The sequence below is a fragment of the Photorhabdus sp. RM322S genome (assembly GCF_042879395.1).
GTDB classification, from domain to species: Bacteria; Pseudomonadota; Gammaproteobacteria; order Enterobacterales; family Enterobacteriaceae; genus Photorhabdus; species Photorhabdus khanii.
Genome location: NZ_JBHFKW010000012.1, coordinates 83,147 through 105,576, shown reverse-complemented (window position 1 = coordinate 105,576; position 22,430 = coordinate 83,147). Strand labels below are relative to the sequence as shown.

At 41.0% G+C, this 22,430-nt stretch carries 22 protein-coding genes, 1 tRNA gene and 3 pseudogenes; 15 read left to right on the top strand and 11 right to left on the bottom strand.

What is annotated here, in order from left to right; genetic code table 11:
* The first annotated feature begins 330 nt into the window (after nt 1–330).
* Together ACGF63_RS09595 and ACGF63_RS09590 are read left to right on the top strand one after the other, a co-directional pair.
* Nucleotides 331–837, top strand: coding sequence for a MarR family winged helix-turn-helix transcriptional regulator (locus ACGF63_RS09595; protein ID WP_203448942.1), 507 nt, complete (start codon nt 331–333; stop codon nt 835–837).
* A gap of 145 nt (nt 838–982) precedes the next feature.
* Nucleotides 983–1,354 (top strand): antibiotic biosynthesis monooxygenase, encoded by a 372-nt coding sequence (locus ACGF63_RS09590; RefSeq protein WP_152963079.1) that lies wholly within the window; start codon nt 983–985, stop codon nt 1,352–1,354.
* Nucleotides 1,355–1,413: 59 nt separating this feature from the next.
* Here the strand turns inward: ACGF63_RS09590 and tkt are convergent, their stop codons facing one another.
* A complete protein-coding gene (gene tkt, locus ACGF63_RS09585) occupies nt 1,414–3,408 on the bottom strand; it encodes a transketolase (protein ID WP_387630374.1) in 1,995 nt (664 codons plus the stop codon).
* Nucleotides 3,409–4,049: 641 nt separating this feature from the next.
* On the opposite strand from tkt, the gene ACGF63_RS09580 reads away from it, so the two are divergent.
* A complete protein-coding gene (locus tag ACGF63_RS09580) occupies nt 4,050–4,742 on the top strand; it encodes a helix-turn-helix transcriptional regulator (protein ID WP_387630372.1) in 693 nt (230 codons plus the stop codon).
* Between the two features lie 415 nt (nt 4,743–5,157).
* Nucleotides 5,158–5,424: a helix-turn-helix transcriptional regulator gene (locus ACGF63_RS09575; protein ID WP_036849806.1), complete on the top strand. Its 267-nt coding sequence runs from the start codon at nt 5,158–5,160 to the stop codon at nt 5,422–5,424.
* A gap of 106 nt (nt 5,425–5,530) precedes the next feature.
* Here the strand turns inward: ACGF63_RS09575 and ACGF63_RS09570 are convergent.
* Together ACGF63_RS09570 and dnaQ are read right to left on the bottom strand one after the other, a co-directional pair.
* Nucleotides 5,531–5,607, bottom strand: a tRNA-Asp gene (locus ACGF63_RS09570).
* Nucleotides 5,608–5,736: 129 nt separating this feature from the next.
* Nucleotides 5,737–6,483, bottom strand: coding sequence for a DNA polymerase III subunit epsilon (gene dnaQ, locus ACGF63_RS09565; RefSeq protein WP_036849804.1), 747 nt, complete (start codon nt 6,481–6,483; stop codon nt 5,737–5,739).
* A gap of 57 nt (nt 6,484–6,540) precedes the next feature.
* Between dnaQ and rnhA the strand changes: the two genes are divergently transcribed.
* On the top strand, nt 6,541–7,011 hold the full coding sequence (gene rnhA, locus ACGF63_RS09560) for a ribonuclease HI (RefSeq protein ID WP_036849802.1): 471 nt from the start codon (nt 6,541–6,543) through the stop codon (nt 7,009–7,011).
* On the opposite strand, the gene ACGF63_RS09555 is transcribed toward rnhA, so the two are convergent.
* Nucleotides 7,008–7,724 carry a class I SAM-dependent methyltransferase gene (locus tag ACGF63_RS09555; protein WP_036849800.1) on the bottom strand — a complete coding sequence of 239 codons (717 nt, stop codon included), beginning with the start codon at nt 7,722–7,724 and terminating at the stop codon, nt 7,008–7,010. The two genes, rnhA and ACGF63_RS09555, sit on opposite strands and share 4 nt — an antisense overlap.
* A 42-nt stretch (nt 7,725–7,766) precedes the next feature.
* Here ACGF63_RS09555 and gloB point away from each other — a divergent pair, with 42 nt between their 5' ends.
* The 4 genes from gloB (at nt 7,767) to ACGF63_RS09535 (ending at nt 13,041) form a co-directional block, all read left to right on the top strand.
* Nucleotides 7,767–8,519 carry a hydroxyacylglutathione hydrolase gene (gloB, locus tag ACGF63_RS09550; RefSeq protein WP_036849798.1) on the top strand — a complete coding sequence of 251 codons (753 nt, stop codon included), beginning with the start codon at nt 7,767–7,769 and terminating at the stop codon, nt 8,517–8,519.
* A gap of 71 nt (nt 8,520–8,590) precedes the next feature.
* Entirely contained in the window at nt 8,591–9,955 is a 1,365-nt protein-coding gene (gene mltD / locus ACGF63_RS09545) for a murein transglycosylase D (RefSeq protein WP_036849796.1), read from the top strand.
* Between the two features lie 1,201 nt (nt 9,956–11,156).
* Nucleotides 11,157–12,089 carry a 2OG-Fe(II) oxygenase family protein gene (locus tag ACGF63_RS09540; protein ID WP_036849794.1) on the top strand — a complete coding sequence of 311 codons (933 nt, stop codon included), beginning with the start codon at nt 11,157–11,159 and terminating at the stop codon, nt 12,087–12,089.
* A gap of 571 nt (nt 12,090–12,660) precedes the next feature.
* Nucleotides 12,661–13,041 (top strand): hypothetical protein, encoded by a 381-nt coding sequence (locus ACGF63_RS09535; protein ID WP_036849792.1) that lies wholly within the window; start codon nt 12,661–12,663, stop codon nt 13,039–13,041.
* Between the two features lie 95 nt (nt 13,042–13,136).
* Here the strand turns inward: ACGF63_RS09535 and ACGF63_RS09530 are convergent, their stop codons facing one another.
* Nucleotides 13,137–14,522 carry a DASS family sodium-coupled anion symporter gene (locus tag ACGF63_RS09530; protein ID WP_387630368.1) on the bottom strand — a complete coding sequence of 462 codons (1,386 nt, stop codon included), beginning with the start codon at nt 14,520–14,522 and terminating at the stop codon, nt 13,137–13,139.
* A gap of 715 nt (nt 14,523–15,237) precedes the next feature.
* Between ACGF63_RS09530 and ACGF63_RS09525 the strand changes: the two genes are divergently transcribed.
* The 3 genes from ACGF63_RS09525 (at nt 15,238) to ACGF63_RS09515 (ending at nt 17,579) form a co-directional block, all read left to right on the top strand.
* A complete protein-coding gene (locus ACGF63_RS09525; RefSeq protein ID WP_387630365.1) occupies nt 15,238–15,957 on the top strand; it encodes a helix-turn-helix transcriptional regulator in 720 nt (239 codons plus the stop codon).
* Nucleotides 15,958–16,025: 68 nt separating this feature from the next.
* Nucleotides 16,026–16,748 (top strand): helix-turn-helix transcriptional regulator, encoded by a 723-nt coding sequence (locus ACGF63_RS09520; RefSeq protein ID WP_387630363.1) that lies wholly within the window; start codon nt 16,026–16,028, stop codon nt 16,746–16,748.
* Nucleotides 16,749–16,949: 201 nt separating this feature from the next.
* Entirely contained in the window at nt 16,950–17,579 is a 630-nt protein-coding gene (locus ACGF63_RS09515; protein ID WP_387630360.1) for a hypothetical protein, read from the top strand.
* 80 nt (nt 17,580–17,659) lie between these two features.
* Here ACGF63_RS09515 and ACGF63_RS09510 read toward each other — a convergent pair whose 3' ends face one another.
* Nucleotides 17,660–18,202, bottom strand: a complete 543-nt coding sequence (locus tag ACGF63_RS09510) for a plasmid pRiA4b ORF-3 family protein (protein WP_387630358.1) — start codon at nt 18,200–18,202, stop codon at nt 17,660–17,662.
* A gap of 366 nt (nt 18,203–18,568) precedes the next feature.
* On the opposite strand from ACGF63_RS09510, the gene ACGF63_RS09505 reads away from it, so the two are divergent.
* Both ACGF63_RS09505 and ACGF63_RS09500 read left to right on the top strand, forming a co-directional pair.
* Nucleotides 18,569–18,790 (top strand): type II toxin-antitoxin system Phd/YefM family antitoxin, encoded by a 222-nt coding sequence (locus ACGF63_RS09505; protein WP_036849783.1) that lies wholly within the window; start codon nt 18,569–18,571, stop codon nt 18,788–18,790.
* Nucleotides 18,787–19,179, top strand: a complete 393-nt coding sequence (locus ACGF63_RS09500; RefSeq protein ID WP_036849781.1) for a type II toxin-antitoxin system death-on-curing family toxin — start codon at nt 18,787–18,789, stop codon at nt 19,177–19,179. The genes ACGF63_RS09505 and ACGF63_RS09500 overlap by 4 nt, the downstream gene beginning before the upstream one ends.
* Before the next feature lie 119 nt (nt 19,180–19,298).
* Here ACGF63_RS09500 and ACGF63_RS09495 read toward each other — a convergent pair.
* The 4 genes and pseudogenes from ACGF63_RS09495 to ACGF63_RS09480 form a co-directional block, all read right to left on the bottom strand.
* Nucleotides 19,299–19,445: pseudogene (locus tag ACGF63_RS09495) on the bottom strand (IS4 family transposase); the annotation flags it as partial.
* A gap of 28 nt (nt 19,446–19,473) precedes the next feature.
* Nucleotides 19,474–19,689, bottom strand: a pseudogene (locus tag ACGF63_RS09490) (transposase domain-containing protein); the annotation flags it as partial.
* 50 nt (nt 19,690–19,739) lie between these two features.
* The gene (locus ACGF63_RS09485) at nt 19,740–19,850 is read right to left on the bottom strand and encodes a hypothetical protein (RefSeq protein ID WP_339366732.1); all 111 of its coding nucleotides are present in this window, start codon (nt 19,848–19,850) and stop codon (nt 19,740–19,742) included.
* Nucleotides 19,851–20,019: 169 nt separating this feature from the next.
* Nucleotides 20,020–20,421: a flotillin domain-containing protein gene (locus tag ACGF63_RS09480; protein WP_239002463.1), complete on the bottom strand. Its 402-nt coding sequence runs from the start codon at nt 20,419–20,421 to the stop codon at nt 20,020–20,022.
* A gap of 504 nt (nt 20,422–20,925) precedes the next feature.
* Between ACGF63_RS09480 and ACGF63_RS09475 the strand changes: the two are divergent.
* Nucleotides 20,926–21,461 (top strand): annotated as a pseudogene (locus ACGF63_RS09475) (transposase); the annotation flags it as partial.
* Between the two features lie 384 nt (nt 21,462–21,845).
* Here the strand turns inward: ACGF63_RS09475 and ACGF63_RS09470 are convergent.
* Nucleotides 21,846–22,055 (bottom strand): helix-turn-helix transcriptional regulator, encoded by a 210-nt coding sequence (locus tag ACGF63_RS09470; RefSeq protein WP_036850231.1) that lies wholly within the window; start codon nt 22,053–22,055, stop codon nt 21,846–21,848.
* Between the last annotated feature and the right edge of the window lie 375 nt (nt 22,056–22,430).

Genomic DNA, 22,430 nt, shown 5'->3' with positions numbered 1-22,430 from the left:
ATAGTTATTACCACGCAACCGTTTAGGATAACTGACTCAATCACTAATGTACTGATTGTTTATCACAAAATTACTAAAACTGTGGCACAAAAAACTCTCCAGACAACAAAATGAAACGATTCAGCTACTGACAATGAGATTAAGGGAAAAGTAGATTGTTGACAATAGTAAAAAGTGATCAACTCACGAAATAGAAAAGCGTGCCAGCATTTGATATAAATCAAATCCAATGCATTGATCTATCAATACCATTCGCTCAAACATTGACAACCAGCTTCAATATATGGAAACTGGTTGTCGTTTATTGAAGTCCAAGAAAGGAAGTAAATCGTGTCGATCAGGAAAACTCCGGCGTCTGAGGTATTCAACGAGATCACATTGGCGGTGTTCCGGCTCAATGCCCGACTGCTCTCTAAAGGGGATAAACTCGTTGCCCCGTTGGGAATCACGAGCGCGATATGGCAGGTACTCAGTGCGATTGCACTCGCACCGCATCCACTTTCAGCGCCGCAGATTGCCGCAGCAATGAGCATCACACGCCAAGGTGCGCAGAAACAACTGAATCTTGGATTGGAGGCAGGAATGGTGAAAGCCATCATTAATCCCCGGCACGAACGCTCACCGCTCTATCAACCCACTGGGCTTGGCCAGCGTACCTTTGATACGGCGACGTCGCTTGAAATCGAATGGATGGAATCGCTCGTGAAAGACGCTGAACTCAACGAACTGAAAATGACGTTGGACACACTACTCAGCCTGGAGGCCAGACTGGAAAATCCATCGATGCCAGATAGTACTGAGGATTGGTTTATCAAGCACGACAAAGAATTCGACTAAAAGTACGACGCACCAACAGATCGCTACACAACCTTCATACCTACGTTGGCATGTCGCCGTCGTGAACCGCATGAATCGCGCGGCTCACCCCGGCAGAATAGTAAAACAAACATAAATACAAACAAGTAATTTTCAGGAGATAAAGATGCTCAAGCTAGAAGAAATGGACACCCACGTGACCATGCGGGAACAATTATTTTCGAACACCGATGGCTCCATAGTGCTGATGAACATATTTCATGTTGATCCCGCACAGGCAGACATCCTGGAGGCGGCCTGGAAGGAAGATGCGGAGTATATGCTGGCACAAACCGGCCTGATTTCCGCACAATTGCATCGCGGGATCGCTGGCAGTGGTACGTTCATGAACTATGCCGTTTGGGAAAATCTGGAGTGTTTTCGCGCTGCATTCACTAATCCAGAATTTCAGGCGAAGCTCGCCAAGTATCCCAATGGGATAACCGGGTCGCCGCACATATTTCAAAAACTAGCAGTTCCCGGAATCTGCGAAGCATAAGTAAAAGAGCGCACCCGATCAACGTTTACCCCGGATGCGCTTACTTATAGACTAACTCATTATTTCAGCAGAGCTTTAGCCTTAGCGACTACATTCTCCACAGTGAAACCGAACTCTTTAAACAGCTGATCCGCGGGAGCCGATTCACCAAATGTCTCCATACCCACGATAGCGCCATGTATACCAACATATTTAAACCAGTAATCAGCAATACCCGCTTCAACTGCAACACGCGCAGAAACCACAGTTGGCAATACCGCTTCACGGTACGCAGCATCCTGCTTATCAAAAGCATCAGTAGACGGCATAGAAACTACACGTACCTTACGGCCTTCCTGAGTCAATTGATTATAAGCCCCTACTGCCAATTCCACTTCTGAACCTGTTGCGATCAGAATCAACTCTGGCTGATCTTCACAATCTTTCAGGATGTAAGCACCTTTCTCAATATTAGCCAACTGCTCAGCAGTACGTTCTTGCTGTGCCAGATTCTGGCGAGAGAAAATAAGTGCTGATGGACCTGTTTTACGTTTAATAGCGTATTTCCATGCAACCGCAGATTCAACCTGGTCACATGGACGCCATGTGCTTAGATTTGGTGTCACACGCAAACTGGCAATCTGTTCTACCGGCTGGTGAGTCGGGCCATCTTCACCCAAACCGATTGAGTCATGGGTATAAACAAAGATGCTACGAATTTTCATCAGTGCCGCCATACGCACTGCGTTACGGGCATATTCAACGAACATCAGGAAAGTTGCACCATAAGGTACAAAACCACCATGCAGAGCAATACCGTTCATAATGGCGGACATGCCAAATTCACGAACACCATAGTGGATGTAGTTACCTGCCTGATCTTCGTTCAATGGCTTAGAACCAGACCACATAGTCAGATTACTTGGCGCCAGGTCAGCAGACCCCCCCATAAATTCAGGCAGCACTTTACCGAAAGCTTCCAAGGCATTTTGAGATGCTTTACGACTGGCAATATTGGCAGGATTTTGTTGCAATTGTTCGATAAATGCTTTTGATTCGGTTTCCCAGTTTGCCGGTAATTCACCACGGGTACGGCGTTTGAATTCAGCAGCTAATTCAGGATATGCTTTTTCATAAGCAGCGAATTTCTCATTCCAGGTGGCTTGTTTCGCGTTACCAATTTCTTTTGCATCCCACTCAGAATAGATTTCCGCTGGAATTTCAAAGGCTGGATGACTCCAACCCAACACTTCACGAGTTGCAGCAATTTCTGCGTCACCTAATGGAGCACCGTGAGAATCATGAGTACCCGCTTTGGTTGGCGCGCCAAAACCGATAACTGTTTTACACATCAGCAGTGAAGGTTTATCAGAAATTTTACGTGCTTCTTCAATCGCTGCTTTGACGGCATCTGCATTATGACCATCAACACCGCGAACTACATGCCAGCCATAAGCCTCAAAACGACCTGCTGTATCATCGGTAAACCAGCCTTCAACATGACCATCAATAGAAATGCCATTGTCATCATAGAAAGCAATCAATTTACCCAGCTTCAACGTTCCCGCCAGAGAGCAAACTTCATGAGAAATGCCTTCCATCATGCAACCATCTCCCATAAACACATAAGTGTTATGGTCAACGATATCATGACCAGGACGGTTAAATTGCGTAGCCAGAGTACGTTCAGCAATAGCAAAACCTACCGCGTTGGCAATCCCCTGCCCCAAAGGACCGGTCGTTGTCTCTACGCCTGGCGCATAGCCATACTCAGGATGGCCTGGGGTTTTGGAGTGTAACTGACGGAAGTTTTTCAGATCATCAATAGAAACGTCATAACCGGTGAGATGTAACAGGCTATAAATCAACATCGAGCCATGCCCGTTAGACAATACAAAACGATCACGATCAACCCAATGTGGATCAGTTGGGTTATGATTTAAATAATCACGCCATAAAACTTCAGCGATATCAGCCATTCCCATAGGCGCACCAGGGTGCCCTGATTTTGCTTTCTGCACAGCATCCATGCTAAGGAAGCGAATAGCATTAGCAAGGGTTTTACGAGTGGTCATTTTCTACTCCAAGTGGGATAAAAACGTTTAGGGGGATAATTTTCTCAGCACAGCGTACAAACCGCAATCTTTAAAGCCAGATATAAGAAAACTATCTTAATTTCACTTAAACGACAATTCTTTGATTTAGATTGCTGATTTACATGAATTTCATCGTCATCAGAATAATAAATAAACTCATTACGCAATATAGCGAGGTAATTTAATTAAACATAACTATTAGTCGCAAATCAATAGATAAAACACCCAATTAAACGGCAACACATCTTTAATTCGCAGTAATTTCCAGCTACCAAATTGATTATTTATATTGAACATATATTACGTACCAATGCTCCATTAGTTATTTAATTTATAAATAATTAATACGCAGGAAAACCCCCTCCGGATATCAATATCATCGCCACATCAATAAACAAATAAATAATTTAAAATCAAATAATAATTACAGTTATATTTTCTTATATAACAATACATTACACAAAACAATAAGCAATTCAATTAACAAGCACCTGTAAAATAAAAAATATTATTTTTTGACGAATTAATTATTGCAATCCATTATATAATCAGGTTATTTTAAATAGAATAAAAAAAATAGCCATTCAGATAATTACTTAATTAGTGATCAGGGAATTTCCATGTTAAATATAAAAAACAAGCAAAACAATATCACTCCGCAATTAATTTATATGTGGGAAAGAAGTCATGAACCTTGGGGTATAAAAGATAAAAGCTCCCGCTTTGTTTATGAGAATAAAGCAATGGCTATGCTACGGGATCTTCCTGTTGGTTATAATGTTGAAGGGCGTCTCGACAATGATTTGCCTTGGAATGGCGCAGCTTTTGCAGAACAATTTCAAATACATGACAGAGCAGTCATGCAATCAGAACAAAGAATATGCTCATTAGAAACACATCTATACGGTAAAGAAAAATTACTTTCCTCATATTTCTTCGAGAAGTTTCCATTTTATAATGAAAATAATCAATGTGTTGGCGTTATTTTCCATGCCTGGAAAGCCGAAGCTTTTTCTCTGACACGCTTTTTTTACGGTAAACTCCCTGCTTCTATCATGTTTCAGCCACCCTCAGAGTTATTTACGCAACGGGAATGGGATGTCATTTTCCTATTTTTACAGAAATACACCAGTAAACAAATCGGGCAAATACTCAATATCTCTTATCGCACTGTAGAAACTCATATGTTACGAATATACAAAAAAATTGGTATTAATTCTGGTCAGCAACTGGATGAATATTGCCGCCTTAATGATTTTGATCTCTATGTTCCTGAGAGATTTTTAAAGCCAGGAAGTAAAATGTTTATATAATATGATAATTACCCTGGACAAGAGCTGTCTTTAAGGAGCAATGGAAATAATTTCCCTACTTATACTGTGATATCAGCAAGAAATGCACCACTAATGGAATAAAAATTTCATATTAAACTATATAAAAACACCTTAAAAGTACCAGAAAGAAACTATTGGCAAATTGAGCTATTAAACTAAGAATACTTTTAAAAGATAATAATTATGGCCTTTACATCCGGCAAAAACACTTGCAATATATAGGTCTTATTTTGTTATAAACTAACCGATAGCATTATTAAGTAATCGTTCCGATAGCCTCTTTAATTAACCCTCATCGATAATCTGTACTTAATGACTACCCTATCAAACGGTAAAAACATTGATAATTTATCTATTATCGATGTTTTCTAATAATTAAAATGAGGAGATTATGATGAACATTCAAGATTGGCATCCAGCGGATATTATTGCAGCCTTAAGAAAACAAGGGACAAATCTTTCAGCAGTTTCCCGCAAAGCAGGTTTAGCATCATCGACACTGAGTAATGCATTGCATCGTCCATGGCCAAAGGGAGAAGCGTTAATCGCCACCGAATTGGGTTTACATCCATCGGCTATTTGGCCATCACGCTATAGACCTGGTAAAGAAAATAAGTTCCTAATAAAGGTTACAGAAACAAGAAGTATAGAAAGCTGGTAGCTTCTCTATGTCTTATTTCAATGCAATTTCATCATTGCCAATAAAGAGACTACTGCATGATATAAACGAGAAAGCCCCGGGCGATTACCCAGGGCTTCGAAATATTTGGCGGTGCGGACGGGACTCGAACCCGCGACCCCCGGCGTGACAGGCCGGTATTCTAACCAACTGAACTACCGCACCGCGCAGCGTTCTGGTTAAGAACGAGGTAAATACTACGAACCCAAGATCATCCCGTCAATATTTTTTATTACAAAGTGGCGTGTTTGATCAACTTTTCACCCCAAAAGGTGATTTATCTGCAATTTTATTTTAACTCTGTCCAGAACTTATACGCCATAAACAGCTCCCGCCTTTCTTCTCAACTAAATCCAATCTGGATTCATGAGCAACAAGTTCTTCATCCGCTGCATAAATAACTTTTAGCGCAGTTTGCGGCCGGGTAATACGCCGCACTTCAGAAACACCCGCATTGCCAGAAACGTCGCCTTCCATTGAGAATGCAAGAGAAGTCTGCCCGCCTGTCATGATCAAATAGACATCAGACAATATCTCGGCATCAAGCAACGCCCCGTGTAGGGTTCGTTTAGAGTTGTCTATGTCATAACGATCACACAACGCATCAAGGTTGTTTCTTTTTCCCGGAAATAACGCTCTTGCTAATTGCAAGCTATCGGTAATCTTGCAGAAATCAGCCGTTGGTGGGATATCACGGCCCAGTTTGCCAAATTCATAATCCATAAAACCGATATCGAAGGGAGCATTATGGATAATTAACTCAGCGCCACGAATGAATTCAATGAATTCATCTGCAATATCAGCAAACACCGGTTTATCCTGCAAAAATTCATCACTGATTCCGTGAACTTCAAATGCCTCAGGATCGACCAATCTGTCCGGCTTAATATAGAGATGAAAATGGCGGCCAGTCAGACGGCGGTTAATAACCTCTACGGCGCCAATTTCAATAATTTTGTGTCCTTCATAGTGAACACCTAACTTATTCATACCGGTGGTTTCGGTATCAAGGACAACTTGTCGTGTAATCGCAGTGCTCATAACGCTTTTTTATGTCAGACTTAAGGTTTTGGATTGAAGAAGAAGAGTCTACCAGATATGAGCAAGCAGGTAGAAATTTTCACCGATGGATCTTGTCTTGGAAACCCGGGGCCAGGTGGATATGGTGTTTTATTACGTTATCAACAACACGAAAGAACCCTCAGTGAAGGTTTTTATCACACGACCAACAACAGAATGGAGCTGATGGCCGCAATTATTGGCCTGGAAACCCTAACCCGTCCTTGCAAAATTGTATTAACCACCGACAGTCAATACGTGCGCCAAGGCATTACACAATGGATCCATAATTGGAAAAAGCGCGGCTGGCGTAAAGCAGATAAATCGCCTGTCATCAACGTCGATTTATGGCAACGTCTCGATCAGGCAATTACCCGCCATGATATTGACTGGCAATGGGTTAAAGGCCATGCCGGACATGACGAAAATGAGCGTTGTGACGAATTGGCTCGAGCCGCCGCAAACTCACCGACAAAAACCGATGCTGGGTATGTCGAAAATACAGATTAATCACGCTTTCGGTAACATTTTGTTACACCAACAGCACTGCCCAGTTTAGGCCTTAATAGCGTCATTTTTATCTGGTTTAGCGTTAACGGCAGTGTCCGCTTACGGGCAATAATCAGACTTACACAACCAAATACAGGCAAATGCCGGTTAAAAAAACCGGCTTCATTTCGCCAGGGTAATACTTGAAAATTCCCACGATACATCACTTCATAATTCAGCAGACTCAGCCAATCAAGTTGACGCATCAGGGAAAACATACGGCTGCAATAGGGCTGATGCCGCCATAATCCTGGTACTAATTTCCCTAAACCCAGCAAACTCAATGAATTAAAACCACTGATGATAAGCCAGCCATCATCAATCATCACCCGGTCAACTTCCCGTAAAAGGCGATGAGGATCAGCACTGTAAGCCAGCACATGACTCAGCAAACAAGCATCAACGGACTTTTCTTCAAACGGCAGATGGTAAGGATCGGAAATCACCTGCATATTCTTTCCTTCCCTACCCACATTGATCTGATTAAAAATCGGACATTCTTTGCTATCAATCTCAGCACTCAAATTACCAACTTTCAACAGATGGAAACCAAATATTTTCTGCCACCAGGGTTGTAATTGACGCTCCAAAGCGGCACGGTAATACTCCCCCCAAGGTAAATCAGACCAAGAAGCCGGGGGATTCATATTCTGTGTTGTATGTGCAGATTTCATGGCTTCTTTTCCTTATAAACCGCTGTTAACAAGAGGTATACAATGGAGCTTATCAGCATTCCTGCCCTTTCGGATAATTACATTTGGTTACTTTGTGATGAAAACAGACACTCTGTAATCATTGATCCGGCAGAATCACAACCTGTTCTTGATACCTTGAAATCCCGTGGCTGGATACCCGATGCAATTTTACTTACCCATCATCATCACGATCATGTGGGTGGCGTCCCTGGGATTATTGCTCAATTCCCTGATCTGCCAGTATACGGCCCAAAGGAAACCCAGAACAAAAGTGCCACAATAATAGTATGTGGAGGTAATAACATCAATTTTGGTTGTTTTTCTTTCCAAGTTATTGATGTTCCAGGCCATACTCTGGGACACATTGCTTTTTATCAAGCTCCTTACCTTTTTTGTGGAGACACATTGTTCTCTGGTGGTTGCGGACGTCTCTTTGAAGGCACCGCTGAACAAATGTACACATCTATAGGAAAAATAGCTGAATTGCCTGATGACACACTTATCTGTTGCGCCCATGAATATACCGTTTCTAATATGAAGTTTGCTCATGCTGTTTTGCCCAATCAGACTATTAGCGAATACCAGCAAAAAGTAACTAAAATGAGGGAAAATCATCAACCAACAGTACCAACCACGTTACAAACTGAGAAAAAAATCAATGTTTTCTTAAAATGCGATGATGTTGATTTACAAAGAAATATTGGAATCACACCTCACTCTCAACCGCTTTCTAGCGTTTTCCGTCAGCTCAGAAGACAAAAAGACCAATTCTGATTTAAATAGTTGCCATATCAAGCCAAGATAAGTATTATTGCTCGTCTTTTAAGCAACTATAAAAATTAATTATGAAGACAAAAGCGATTCTGTTCGCATCTGTCTTGCTGGTTGGCTGTCAATCCGGACCTGATTGGTCGACGACAGCCGAGCAACGGGCACAGAATTCGTCTTCAACGAGTCTAAAAACAGGCAAGATAGCAGCAACTGATGACACCAATCAGTTTGCTGCCTACTGGAAGGATGGTGATCCCAGCGCTCAACAGGAGCTGTGGAGATACATCCGTGATGAGTTGAGGATGCAGATCCCTGATAATTACAGGGTTCGTGAACAACGAAATTATTACCTGAAAAACAAGAGCTATCTCCACGATGTAACTTTACGGGCTGAACCGTATATGTACTGGATAGTCAGGCAAATCAAGCAACGCGATATGCCGATGGAACTGGTACTGGTACCCATAGTGGAGAGTGCTTTTAACCCGCATGCTACCTCACGCGCTAAAGCAGCAGGTCTGTGGCAGATTGTCCCAGACACGGGTCGCAGCTACGGTCTTACTCAAGATAAATGGTATGACGCACGCCGGGACGTTGCTGCCTCAACAACTGCCGCCCTGAATCTGTTACAACGCCTTAATAAAATGTTCAATGGTGACTGGTTATTGACTATTGCTGCTTACAACAGCGGCGAAGGTCGTGTTATGCGCGCAATGAAAGAAAATACGGCAAAAGGTAGATCAACCGATTTTTGGTCCTTATCACTGCCAAAAGAAACTGCGCTCTATGTACCTAAAGTTCTGGCGCTCAGTGATGTCATCCGTCACAGTGATAAATATGGCATTACGCTGCCAAAATCCAATAATCAACGAGCACTTGATCAAATAGATGTTGGTCAGCAAATCACACTGTCTCAAGCCGCAGAAATGGCTGGCATGTCCCTGACGTCCATTAAAGCCTATAACCCTGGATATAAACGGGGAGTCACATCGCCTAACGGTCCGCATTACATCATGCTGCCAAAAGCAAAAGTTGATCAGTTTAAAAACTCATTGGCAAATGAAACTATTCTGAACAATATGCGTCAGGAAGTTGTAAAAAACAACCGCCGACTGAATAAGCAAAGTCAATATAAAGTTCGTTCAGGTGATACATTATCTGCTATTGCCAAACGGTTTAATGTCTCTATCCGTGAATTACAACATATGAATAACCTGAAAACAGCCAGGTTGTTGAAAATTGGACAAATATTAAGGGTAAATAATAACAATGCTATTATTTACCGTGTCCGCCAAGGTGATTCAATTGCCAGTATTGCTAAACATCACGGTATCAATATTAAGGACGTAATGAACTGGAACGATGGCATCAAAACGACTGATGTAAAACCTGGAATTGAGTTAACGCTTTATGTTGATGAGTTTTTTGATGAAGCTTAAAACCTTTTCCGGCAAGTGTTTATTGTTAATAAAATATAATAGATGGCCCTCCCTCAGGGCCATTTCCTTCAAGGAATTTGCTTCCCAGGAACTGGGACGGGCATACGATGGTGATGATGATGTTTTATAGCTCGCTTCTTTAATTGAAAGTATCAGACACGTTAAATCTATTTTCTGGCAACCTGTTTACAATAAACTTTTCTCTAGCTAAAGGCGGGAGAACAGAATGGGGTAAACAGGTTTTCCTACACGATTTTCATTGATAGTTGATTCGGTAAAGATATCAGTAAATACGTATATCCTTAATGAACATGAAAAAACTCTGGCTATTAAAATAAACTTTAAAGAGTTTTTTAACAAAACTATATCGTTAATAACCTTATCCTCTCCCTTCTTTAAGTTACCTATTACGGGTCGATTATGAAATTGCATCACAATATAGGCTAAAATGATTTCAGGAGTAGATCAATTAGTAACAGAATGAAAAGATCTGTCATTTTTGCTATACAAGATAATTATGATAAAACTATATCAAACTGAATAATATTCAATTAACTAACATTCTAAACACAACAATCTTATAAACTTTATATTAGGAAAGATAACCAGCGTAATCTCCTACAACGTTTAAGTTCAAGAATTTATTATAAATTCACACGCCTATGAAATAACTCCTCTTAAACAAGTCATTTGTTATCTTATTCAAGATCAATAATTACAGCAGAAAAATAAAAAATCTGGAAACATTTAATTTATAAAGCATCATAAAACAACAAAGTGATTTATAAGGTTTTTATAATGAAAACATTTACCGCAAAAAAAATATATCGTATTTTTCATTGTAGTCATTTGCATTTTAATTCTTTCTGTGCCATATATTAATCACATAGATAACAGACATTAATTACGTAAATGCATATGTGAAAAAATTGTCACTTATAGCTATAACAAATAATTAAAATATCATCTCTTTTTTAAGAAACTGTCAATATTGAAAGAAGGTTGATTTAATTTTAGTATCCATATTGGACCAAGAGTGGATCAATATTTCTATCAATATGGCAAAAACGACGCTCTAACACCTGTAAAGCTATTCCTCAATTTTCAAATTAAGGAAAGCTGATGAAATCATTTACGAATTTCATCCAAAAGTAGAGAATATCAAAAGTCCTTTTACTACCTTATTCAAGGACCACATATCATGAAAACCTTATCGACAATGCGAGATCCAGTTAAACTACCACCAATGCCATCTGAAATAACCGCCGCAAAAACTTATAAATCAGCAAACATGGCGCGATCCCGCTTGGAGGGAGACGACCTTGTTTTTATTGATGACGATGGCTTTAATCGAGCTATCCGACATGGTTTCTTTCTCCTAGAAGTTCCACCCTATATAGATTTTGAATATGGAGATCGACTTGCATACCATTTCTTTGAACCTGTTACAGAAGGTGACCTTCGACCCTATACGGGATTTAAATCATGTACTTTTTCCACCGGTTACGAAGGTTATTTCGACAGAAAACATGATCAATGGGAAAATTTCTACATCGAACGAAAACACTGGAACCTCATTCCACCGGAGGTCGCTACACTGGGTCAATACATGGCGCACGCAGGGATATGTATACTGCGCTCAGTGTTAAATCATGTTGGTATTCCTCGTAGCGACTGGGAATTAGTCACGGAGGGCCTTTCAGAAGGGCTAGGGCACCAGATGTTAGGGTTTAATCACTATCGTTCAGAGAAAGCAACCCGAGGCTCCAAGTTTCATCGCGATTTAGGATGGGTAACAATCCTAAGAACGACTGAGCGTGGCCTTTTGGCCTATATAGATGATGAGCTTTTGGCTATCGATCCGGTTCCAGGCTACCTGATAATTAACTTTGGCAGCTCGATGGAAATACTGACAGAAGATTTAGAGATAAATGTTCGGGCCAATGTACATGGTGTTGTTCGTACAGAACGCAATGGACAGCGCGACAGAATGTCCTATGTGATGCTTTTAGACAATAACCCGGCTGGCAATATCTATAAATATGATCCCAAAGGCCCAATCAAGGTTCAATCCTTTAAAGAATTTGTTGTTCAGGAAACTAGTCGAGCGTATGATGATAATATCACTTTATAAATAGAAATCCGCCAAGCTATAAAATGGCAGATTTCCAGCACAACTAATAGATTTAATTATACAGTAAAAGATGGTTTATTATGCCAATCATAACCTGTTTGCAACAAAATTTTCTCTATCTAAAACCGGTAAAATAGAACAGTGTAAACAGGTTTTTCTATGTGCTTTTCATTGATAGCAGACTTGATAAAATATCAGCAAAAGCTGATATCCTGATAACCCTCATCATATGAATAACATACTCAACAATCCCATTATTCCAATTAAAGGACTTACCTACTCTAATATGGGAATCTGGTGTACAAAATCTATTTAATATTTAAGTCAATTAGATATGAACATCAAATACCTAATCCGATAAATTAATTCCTTGCTGGCTTTCTTTATCAGGTATACTACTAATGATCTTCCTTCTCTTTGTAATGCCTAATACTTTCACATCTGCCTAATCCGGTCTGGCATCGTCTCCTTTCTACATATTTCATAATAGCTTTTTCACGTTATCAATTCATCACGCTTCATTGCAAAAAATATACGAATATCTATCTACATATGGAGTTAAATCAGCTTTATGAACATAAAAACACAATATTCATCCATTCTGGAACAGAGTACAAACTATACGCTTTTATTTATCCTTTCAGTCACCGTATTCTTCGTTGGCGCGACCGAATTCATGCTGTCATCCATGCTTACCCCTCTTGCAATAGCCTTCGGGACTAATGCCATTGCAGCCTTTGGTGTTGGCTTAGGGTTAGGTAATCTGTCTGCTGGTTGGCTTCGCAAGCTTTGCTGTCGAGAAGAAGTGACATTAGCCACTATTGGGTTAGTCGCAGGAGGTTCAAGCGCAGCAATGGTCATGCTATCCGTCGGATTGGTCATCGGCCTTACATTGACAATATTAGATTTCTGGCTGACGCGTTCCAGAAATTCGGCAGGTTGTTCTGTGTGAATCCTTTGCCCTCTGGCTTTAATCGCCCCGCCTATATATTCGGCGAGGATCGTTATTCGTTGTCACGCACAGAGGGGCATTAATTAAATTTTCAGTTACAGCCAGAAGAACCAGGCAAACAGCGAGATGATAGTGATACAGGCAATATTCAGAACCATACCTACTCTCACCATTTCAACTTGTTTGATATAACCGGAGCCGAAAACAATGGCGTTAGGTGGTGTTGCAACCGGCAACATAAAGGCACAAGATGCACCGAAGCCGATAATCAGTGTCAGAGTCATCACCGGCATACCCAATGCTTCCGCAACCGTTGCAAATACCGGTACCAACAGAGCTGCACTTGCTGTATTACTGGTGAACTCAGTCAAGAAAATGATAAACGCCGCCACCGCAACAATAATCACAAACCAGTGGCTTGCGCCGAAAGTCGCAGCCATGCCGTTTGCCATGATCTCACTAGCGCCTGAGTTTTTCAAAATAGCACTTAAAGTCAGTCTACCACCAAACAGCATCAACACGCCCCACTCGGTGTTATTCTGAATCTGAGACCAACTCGCCACACCGGTTATACCAATCAAAATAGCAGCACCAACTGCAATAATGGTATCCAGATCTTTCACACCCCCCAAAGCAGAACTAATCACAGAGCTAAAGATCCAACAGAACACAGCTAACAGAAAAATCAGCATGGCAACCAGACGCTTACCCGTCCAATCCAGTTCTTCCAGCTTCATGTCGAATTGATGATTCAAATTCGGACGCAGCATCAGATACATTAAGCCGATCATCATTGGCATCAGAATAACAACCAGTGGAATACCAAATTTCATCCAATTGAAGAAATCGATACCCAGTTGAGCCGCCGCAATTGCATTTGGTGGACTACCGACCAACGTGCCTAAACCTCCGATACTTGCGCTGTAAGCCACACCCAGCAACACAAATACAAAAGTATGACGTTCAGAACGTGCATCCAGATTAGACAAAATCCCCAAGACTAATGGCAGCATCATTGCTGCGGTCGCCGTGTTACTGATCCACATTGAAAGACCGGCAGTAACACCAAACAGCAGCATCACAGCGACAGACAAACGTCCACGGGCAATCATCAGCAGACGATTAGCAATCAGTCGGTCCAATCCTTGGATGTGAAGTGCCGTTGCCAGTGCAAAACCACCAAAAAACAGAAAGATGATAGGATTAGCAAAAGATTTCAACGCGTCACCCGTATTCATCAATCCCATGCCAACCGCCAGAAGTGGAATACATAACGCAGTAAGAGTGACGTGAATAGCCTCAGTGAGCCATAGCACGCCAACAAATACCATCAGTGCCAAACCCGCATTGGCTTTTTCATCAAACGGCAGGGTATTGAGCAGAATAAACAGCAATGCAATATCAGCAGCCAGAATGATTAAGCCTTTCTTATTCGCGAAATTTGGCCTTATGGCTGGGGTTAAAGATTCAGAAGCATCCATGGTGACTCCATTAGCGCCGGTGATATCTGATCCACCATTGCTACAATTGTTAAAAAAATACAAGGCGTGTGAATATAAGGAGTCTTTCTTGGGAAGAAAATGCGGTTCTTTGAATTTTGGGATCTAAGACGTTGGAATTGACCAATTAAATCATAACAGACGGTATTTTATACAATTTTTTGTCGTTATATCACACAATTACTACTTTTTAGGTATAGGCAGTCATCGCATTTTATGCAAGTTTTCAGATTCCTGTTCTATATTTAACTTCACCATTTTCCTTAAACTGATACTTCGTTTTTCCGTTTCCTGTATTTGATTTTTCGACCTAAAATCAGAGAGGGTAACAAGTATATTAAAGGAAAATAGTAACGAGTTATAAAATTATTTTGCTACTCGGTCATAAACAAGATCGAAAATCGATGCACAAGTCACATTTTCACACTTCATGAAACTGATTATATAAACCACACACTTCTATCACATTCCATCCAGCATATTTTATATTGTAATTTTTCATTAATGACATAATAAATAAGAAATATTTTACACAATATAAAATATTAGCGTATTGAAGATATTTACAGAAGACTACTCCTCTGTAAAATTGTCCACTTCAAAGAATCATAAACATAATTACCCCTCTCATTGTAAAAGTGATAACCTGACATGGAAGTTATTCTAGTTTTACAGTTTAATCATGATAGGTAGAATTATGAAAGATAAAAATATGAGTTTCTCTGTAAACAAAGATCTGGATGTTCATTCAAAAAGCTTTGATGCTTTCATATCATACATGGAAAACAGCAACGATTTCTGGATTATAAAAGACAACGAATCTCGATTCGTCTATGCGAATGATACTATGATTTATTACAGTGGCCTTCCCAAGGGTTTTAACATAGAAGGGAGGCTTGATAGTGAATGTCCAGCGCAGTGGTCTGAGTTTGAAGATATTATACAAGCTAACGATAAAAACGTAATGACTAGTAAAAAGACTATACCAGTACTAAATACTTTCATTTATGGAGGAAGAGAAAAAATAATCCAACCATTTCTAGTCGATATTACACCGCTAATAAAGGATGGAGAATGTATTGGGATTGTGGGACACGGTAAAAAACTTGAAATTTATTCCATGTATCATTTTGAAAACAACAGGCATCCTGACTCATTAACTTTCGGCACACCTGATTTATTTACCGACAGAGAATTCGATATAGTATTTTTTGCTTTGCAATCACTAAGCGCTAAAGATATAGCTAGAAAATTAGATATTTCATATAGAACGGTACAAAGCAGGCTACAAATAATTTATCAGAAAATAGGGATAAATTCATTAAGCCAGTTAAAAGAATATTGCAGGGGCAAGGGGTATGATAACTATGCTCCTACCCGATTTATTAACCCTAATCCCTATATACCTCTGGCATAACAATGCACAACATCACTGTCGTCACTATGCCATTAGGGTTTTACAGTTTAATCATGATAGGTGAAATTATGAAAGATAAAAATATGAGTTTCTCTGTAAACAAAGATCTGGATGTTCATTCAAAAAGTTTTGATGCCTTCATATCATACATGGAGAACTGTAATGAGTTTTGGTATATAAAAGATAAAGAGTCGAGATTTATCTATATGAATGATTATGGACTTCATCATAGCGGACTACCCAAAGGGTTTAATGTTGAAGGTAAACTGGATAGTGAGTGTCCGGTTTATTGGTCTGAGGTTGCTGATATCATTCAATCTAATGACCGTAGAGTAATGGAGGAAAAAAAAGTCATTCCTACTTTGATTACATTTATGTATGGTGGTAGGGATAAAATTATTCAACCATTTATGGCGCATGTCGCGCCTTTGATAAAAAATGGAGAGTCGATTGGCGTAGTAGGCAAAGCTAGAAAGCTAGAAGTTTTTTCAATGTATCATATGGAAATTAATAAACCTCCTGAATCATTATCATTTGGCAACCCAACTGAGATTTTTACCGACAGAGAGTTCGATATAGTATTTTTTGCTTTGCAATCACTAAGCGCTAAAGATATAGCTAGAAAATTAAATATTTCATATAGAACGGTACAAAGCAGGCTACAAATAATTTATCAGAAAATAGGGATAAATTCATTAAGCCAGTTAAAAGAATATTGCAGGGGCAAAGGGTATGATAACTATGCTCCTACCCGATTTATTAATCCTAACCCCTATATACCTTTAGCATAACAATGTACAACATCACTGTCGTCACTATGCCATTAGGGTTCTGCCTAGAGAACCCTATACCCCGGCACGTAGAAGCTCCTGTACGCCTCTATCATAAACAGGATCTTTAGCGCCAACCGGTTATTTTAGATAGAAAAAAGGCTTTATTTATGATCTGATCATTGTCGCCAAACAAAATACCGAGATCAGAGAATAAAGCCGATGACAATTATCTCCACAAAACTTCAGTTAATGCCATTCTTCAGTAACACTTTTCTTGAAAAAACCGCCCGCCGATGTGGCTTTATGGAACGACTCAGAAATATTGGGCCACAGTCTCTGGTTCTCAGTCTGATAGCCGCACTGAGCAAAGGAAACTGCACCTCCATCGCTGACCTGCACCGGCAATTTAACGGCATGTGTCTGAGTGAAAAACACACTGTCGCCTATAAGCCCTTCCATAATCAGTTGCGTAAAAGCGCCTTCGCCGATTTTATGAAGACACTGGTAACGTTCGCTATGGCTCAGTTGATTGAAAAAGCTTTGCCCCCCTTACCCAAAAAATTCAGCCAGTTTGACGATATCCTCTTGCAGGATGGCAGCTCATTCAACGTTCATCCCGAGTTAGCCGGGGTTTTTCCCTGTTGTTTCAGTCCCTTGAAGGCGGCGGTTGAGTGCCATATGACCCTGTCTTTGTTCAGCCAATCGCCCATCGCCATGACGGTGACCGCAGACACGGCCTCCGAGCGGGCTTATCTGCCTGCCCCTCACACCTTACGCAATAATTTGGATCGTGAGTTGCATGATGCTGTCCTCCCGGGGCTATCGCTGTGGTATACCCCTATTTTTTAACCGGTGACGCAATTTATAATACGTAGAAACACCTAATCCCACATTATCACAGGCTAGCTTTAACTTAATGCCTTTCGCTCTCAGCGCGTCAATCTGAGGGAGTTTGGGTTGAGTCGATGGCGATTAAATTTGACGCGATTGAACTCGTCGATGAATTCTTGGATGTCGCCAAACGTTGTACTGTCATCACTTTCGACAATGGCTTCCAATAGCTTCAATGTCGCTTCGGTTTCATCATATTGAGTGACATCAGGCATACCTTGCCCACTGAGACAGAATGGCGTGCTTTTATTTGAGTCAGGTTCAATCGCTTCGATGCGGATATCCAGTAACCCATGCCGATAGAAATTATACTCATAAGTGAATTTATCACGGTTTTCGAAATGAAAAGACGCAAGTGAAACAGCCCAGGGATCATTATAAAAACTGAGACCACCTTCATAGCTGACACCATAGTCTTTACCGTAGATATGAAAGGTATGGAGATAGTCATTATCCCAACCAAAAGCAAATTGCAGTAAAAAATGAAAAGCGCCTAGTGACATATCACTCTGAATGCGAAAACATCGCCAGATCATAGGGCTGACATCTCGAATGGCGGCTTTTACTGTATATGCGGGCATAATTTCCCTTTCACCATGATGATAAAGCGAACAATCATACTTATCAGGGAATCTGAGCGAGTAGAGCTATTAGTTATTCGGTCAGCATCTCATCAGAACGTGATTTGCAAGACTACTGCTTCCTGCTCTCACATAATTGCCCCAAGGTTTTTTATGCTTTCTTCAAAAATTTAACCACGCACATAACAAACTGTTCAAGAGTGATTCGTGTCGCGAGGTATTTTTGGTTTGCAACAGTTTGATGTTTTTATAAGGCTTCGTACAATATCTCTACAGTGTATATGTTTCTCTTGATGTTTCTTTGTAATGATTGAATAATTAGCACTCAAAATGTACAATTTAAACGTACATCTTAGGAGACACATCATGCGTACATACACCTCGACTCAAGCTCGAGCCAATATCTCAGAAGTACTGGATGCAGCCACTCATGGCGAACCGGTTGAAATCACCCGTAGAGACGGTAGCTCAGCGGTGGTTATCAGCAAGTCTGAATTCGAGGCATACCAGAACGCCAAGCTGGATGCAGAGTTTGATGTGATTATGCAGCATCATGGGCATACGGTAGAGGCGCTGACAAACCGATGATATGGGTTAGCGCACAGGAAGTTATCGCTTTTCATGACCGTATATTACAACGGCTTCCTGGTGTTGCCGGTATGTCCGATCCCGGCAGAGCTGAAGCGCTCATCTATCGGGTACAAAACCGTACACACTATGAAGGCGTAACGGATATTTTTGAACTGGCCGCAACTTACTGGGTGGCTATCGCTCGTGGTCATATCTTTAATGATGGTAATAAGCGCACAGCGTTTTTTGTTACCATGACTTTTCTCTACCGCAACGGTATCAAGATCCGTGATAACGACAATATGCTGGAAAACTTAACGGTGGAAGCTGCTACAGGTGAGAAAACCGTTGACCAGTTAGCACAGCACCTACGGGAACTGGTGGACAAGATTAGCTCAATTTGCTGAGTACTTCTGTTTTACGTGTACTTAAGTGTGTACTTAACAAAAAGATAGATTAATAAAAAACCAATAAAATCAATATAAATAAGCCATCACTCAATATTGATCCAATAGCGCAATGTAGTTCACTTAAGAGAAGCTGCTTTGCGATTAACCGGATAGCGGGTCTTAGATATCTTAACCACCCTAGGCCTAGATGACCTGGGGCGTCTTTCTATGAAGAGCGCCGATAGGTCTCCTCTCAACGCCTTTAATCTTTTGGGCATATTGCCAAGAGATAAAGCCTTACTCATCACTTTTCTCAGTAATAGACTCGTTCCTGAAAAAGGCCATACCGACAATAAGCCAAAGTACCATATCGCTGAGGAGTCGTCGGCGTCTTATGGTTGCCTGGACAGAGAGGGAAGCGGCTCTAGCCACCCACTTATCGGGGATATGTTCGGAAAAGGTCGTCAACTGGGCGACATTAACAGGTGACTCTTCGAGAAAATCAGTTAGAGCAAAAGTTAGAGACATATAAAAAATCAGAAACCAGTAAATGATTTCCGATTTTGCCGCACAGATAGTTATTCTTTTCCGGCCTGAATTTTTTGTAATACCCCAGTATTACACAACTGTTTCAAATAGACTGAAGCCGTTTGCCGTTTAGCGATGCCATTATGTGCCCAGCACCCCACGTTAAACAATGGATTGAACAGCTTAAACACTCACCAAAATTAAGAAATAATATTCGATGGCAAAAACCAAAAACTAAAATTAATGTCAAAATAGGGTTAGGTCGATTAACAGAAGCAGAATAAGACTGCCCAATCCTCCGAACAGTCTCCATGTGCTTAATACGTCAAATTACAAATTCAGCTTTTGCGGTGTATGTACATGGCTCTCTGCCGATTCTTCGGCTTTCCCAGTTATGCCTTTAATCAATTGCTCAATATCAATGCCAGAGATATTCTTCAACATTTCCGGGGCTGTCGCCATCAGTTGAGTGACGTAGTTACTAACGCGGGCAGCGCCTTCACCATTGCCGGTATCAACAACAGTCAATTTATCAATTGATGAAAGCGGCGCAGCAATTTTGCCTGCAAGTTCTGGTAGCATCTTCACAATGATATCGAGTACGGCAGCTTCACCAAACTTCTGGAAGGCTTCAGCAAGTTTTTCCTTGGCTTCCGCTTCCGCAAAGCCACGAAGACAGATAACTTCAGCATCCGCAGTCCCTTTTGCTCGCTCCGCATCTGCAATCGCCATCCCATCAAGCCGCTTCTGCTCAGCGTTCGCCTTCGCCTGAGCTTCGATAGAGTACTGCATCGCCTCTGCTTCACGCATCTTACGCGCTTTATCCGCTTCTGCTGCCTGCTCGACCGCGTATTTATCCGCATCGGCTTTCTTTTTCACTTCTGCATCATACTGCATCTGCCGAACGAGGATCTCTTTCTCTTGAAGGTCAACTTCACGATCTTGCCGTACCAGTTCCACCTGCATCTGTTCCTCCACCATGAGCTGTCGCGCCTTGGCTTCCTGAATCTGGTACGCCTGATCAGCTTCTGCCTTAGCCGTATCCTGTTCCTTCTTGAATGAAGCAACTTTCAGCTCTTTTTCCTTATTTGCCTCCGCAATATTCGTATCTCGAATGAGTTCAGCCTTCTGCCCTTCTTCCTCTGCCTTGGCTTTCTGAATCCGGGCATCCCGCGTTGCCTCTGCTTCGGCAATCTCCGCATCGCGTTTTACTGTGGCAATTCTGGGTTTACCTAGCAACTCCGGGAGATTAGTCGCAAAAACAACCGTGCTGAAGTGCTGGATTTCACCTGTCGGCGTGGCCGATTCGAATTTCGGGTCATCCGGCGTTGGTTTGCGCAGGAAAAACGCTTTTGTTTTTGGCTCACCAATCTGCCGCCATCCCACTTTACCGCCGATGACATCATGGCGGTCTATCGCTGTCGCTGGCAGGTCGAACTGTTGTTTAAGGAACTAAAATCCCACACCCACTGGACAAGCTTTGCGACCGGCCAGAAAGCGATAGCGGAAGGGCTCATCTGGGCAAGTCTGCTGGCGTTGATAGTCTGGCGAGGCGGTTTTTGCCTTCAGTTTCCTTTCTCAAGGCAGCCAAAAATGTTGATGTCGGGTTATTGCCGATATTGGGCGCGATTATTCATCATGCCTGGTCGGAAATAGAACACCCTCTGGATTGGGCCCTGAAATATCTCGCCAAAAATGCGTTGAAGTTGCCCCAAGGAAAATTCAATAAAAATAATGGGTTGGAGGGTATTTTCGAGAGGCTTAATACTTAAGGTTCAGTGTATGACGCCTCTATAAACGATTCTCACGATTTAACAAGTAAAGCATTTAAACTCTCATCACTTCGTATATCAAACTTTCTCATTCCAAATCTCGATCTTCGATATACTTTAATTATCGGTTGAATGCTCATGGATTAGATATATTCAATATAAAATATCTGTGAAGTCAGAAAAAAATACAGGGATGAGTGTCAAAATAATACAAAAGATTAAACAGTTGATGCGGAAAAATTAACTATGACAAATATCAAGGCAAGGCTTTAATAACGCTATTTTAACCCGATGATCATACCTGAAGCTTTTCACAAGACACAAGAAAAGTTTCAGGTACTTAATTTCCTCTCATTGACTTATTTAAAAGAAGTTTATTTTAATTTATTTAGAATATCTGCTTGGCCATATTTCGAAAGGCTCACAATCCAAAGCAGTAGCAATGATCCGCTCACCCTTAGGCCACGGACGGTGCAAAGCATTTGATAAAGTAGATGATGCAAGCCCCGCATCTCTTGAAACAGCAGATAACGACGTTCCCCGTTTTCTAAGTCCTGCAATAATATCCGCTGGGTGCCAGTCGTTTTTTACAATCATTCCTTCCTCTCTCCTCAGTTTGGTTATTCAAGGTGCTATATTCATCTTCTCTTCAAATTAATATTTTTATATTGTTACAGCTTTTTCCCTGAGTCCGCACTGATGCGGAATACTAAAAAATAACGTTAAACTCCGCTAAGTACAGCCAAGTATTCTCCGAATAGAAAAATGTTATATCTAACGACTAACAGGTCATAAATGAACTTTAATTATTAAGTAGTGTTCTTTTACGGATATTAGAATATTCAAAAATTATAGTTATTTTGGGAAATATTGGAAGCAGCATTAAATACATTAACGAACGTATTAAAAAAATCTCTCAATTACGGAAGATGACGCCAACCAGTTATTTCACCCTATATTCCAGCATCA

Bases quoted from the DNA above. Each gene is read 5' to 3' on its own strand.
- rnhA (WP_036849802.1), top strand. From the start codon at position 6,541: ATGAGCAAGCAGGTAGAAATTTTCACCGATGGATCTTGTCTTGGAAAC.
- ACGF63_RS09555 (WP_036849800.1), bottom strand. From the start codon at position 7,724: ATGAAATCTGCACATACAACACAGAATATGAATCCCCCGGCTTCTTGG.
- ACGF63_RS09505 (WP_036849783.1), top strand. From the start codon at position 18,569: ATGCGTACATACACCTCGACTCAAGCTCGAGCCAATATCTCAGAAGTA.
- tkt (WP_387630374.1), bottom strand. From the start codon at position 3,408: ATGACCACTCGTAAAACCCTTGCTAATGCTATTCGCTTCCTTAGCATG.
- ACGF63_RS09515 (WP_387630360.1), top strand. From the start codon at position 16,950: ATGACAATTATCTCCACAAAACTTCAGTTAATGCCATTCTTCAGTAAC.
- ACGF63_RS09480 (WP_239002463.1), bottom strand. From the start codon at position 20,421: ATGGCGATTGCAGATGCGGAGCGAGCAAAAGGGACTGCGGATGCTGAA.
- ACGF63_RS09590 (WP_152963079.1), top strand. From the start codon at position 983: ATGCTCAAGCTAGAAGAAATGGACACCCACGTGACCATGCGGGAACAA.
- mltD (WP_036849796.1), top strand. From the start codon at position 8,591: ATGAAGACAAAAGCGATTCTGTTCGCATCTGTCTTGCTGGTTGGCTGT.
- ACGF63_RS09530 (WP_387630368.1), bottom strand. From the start codon at position 14,522: ATGGATGCTTCTGAATCTTTAACCCCAGCCATAAGGCCAAATTTCGCG.
- ACGF63_RS09535 (WP_036849792.1), top strand. From the start codon at position 12,661: ATGAACATAAAAACACAATATTCATCCATTCTGGAACAGAGTACAAAC.
- ACGF63_RS09500 (WP_036849781.1), top strand. From the start codon at position 18,787: ATGATATGGGTTAGCGCACAGGAAGTTATCGCTTTTCATGACCGTATA.
- ACGF63_RS09520 (WP_387630363.1), top strand. From the start codon at position 16,026: ATGAAAGATAAAAATATGAGTTTCTCTGTAAACAAAGATCTGGATGTT.
- ACGF63_RS09575 (WP_036849806.1), top strand. From the start codon at position 5,158: ATGAACATTCAAGATTGGCATCCAGCGGATATTATTGCAGCCTTAAGA.
- ACGF63_RS09510 (WP_387630358.1), bottom strand. From the start codon at position 18,202: ATGCCCGCATATACAGTAAAAGCCGCCATTCGAGATGTCAGCCCTATG.
- ACGF63_RS09580 (WP_387630372.1), top strand. From the start codon at position 4,050: ATGTTAAATATAAAAAACAAGCAAAACAATATCACTCCGCAATTAATT.
- gloB (WP_036849798.1), top strand. From the start codon at position 7,767: ATGGAGCTTATCAGCATTCCTGCCCTTTCGGATAATTACATTTGGTTA.
- dnaQ (WP_036849804.1), bottom strand. From the start codon at position 6,483: ATGAGCACTGCGATTACACGACAAGTTGTCCTTGATACCGAAACCACC.
- ACGF63_RS09540 (WP_036849794.1), top strand. From the start codon at position 11,157: ATGAAAACCTTATCGACAATGCGAGATCCAGTTAAACTACCACCAATG.
- ACGF63_RS09525 (WP_387630365.1), top strand. From the start codon at position 15,238: ATGAAAGATAAAAATATGAGTTTCTCTGTAAACAAAGATCTGGATGTT.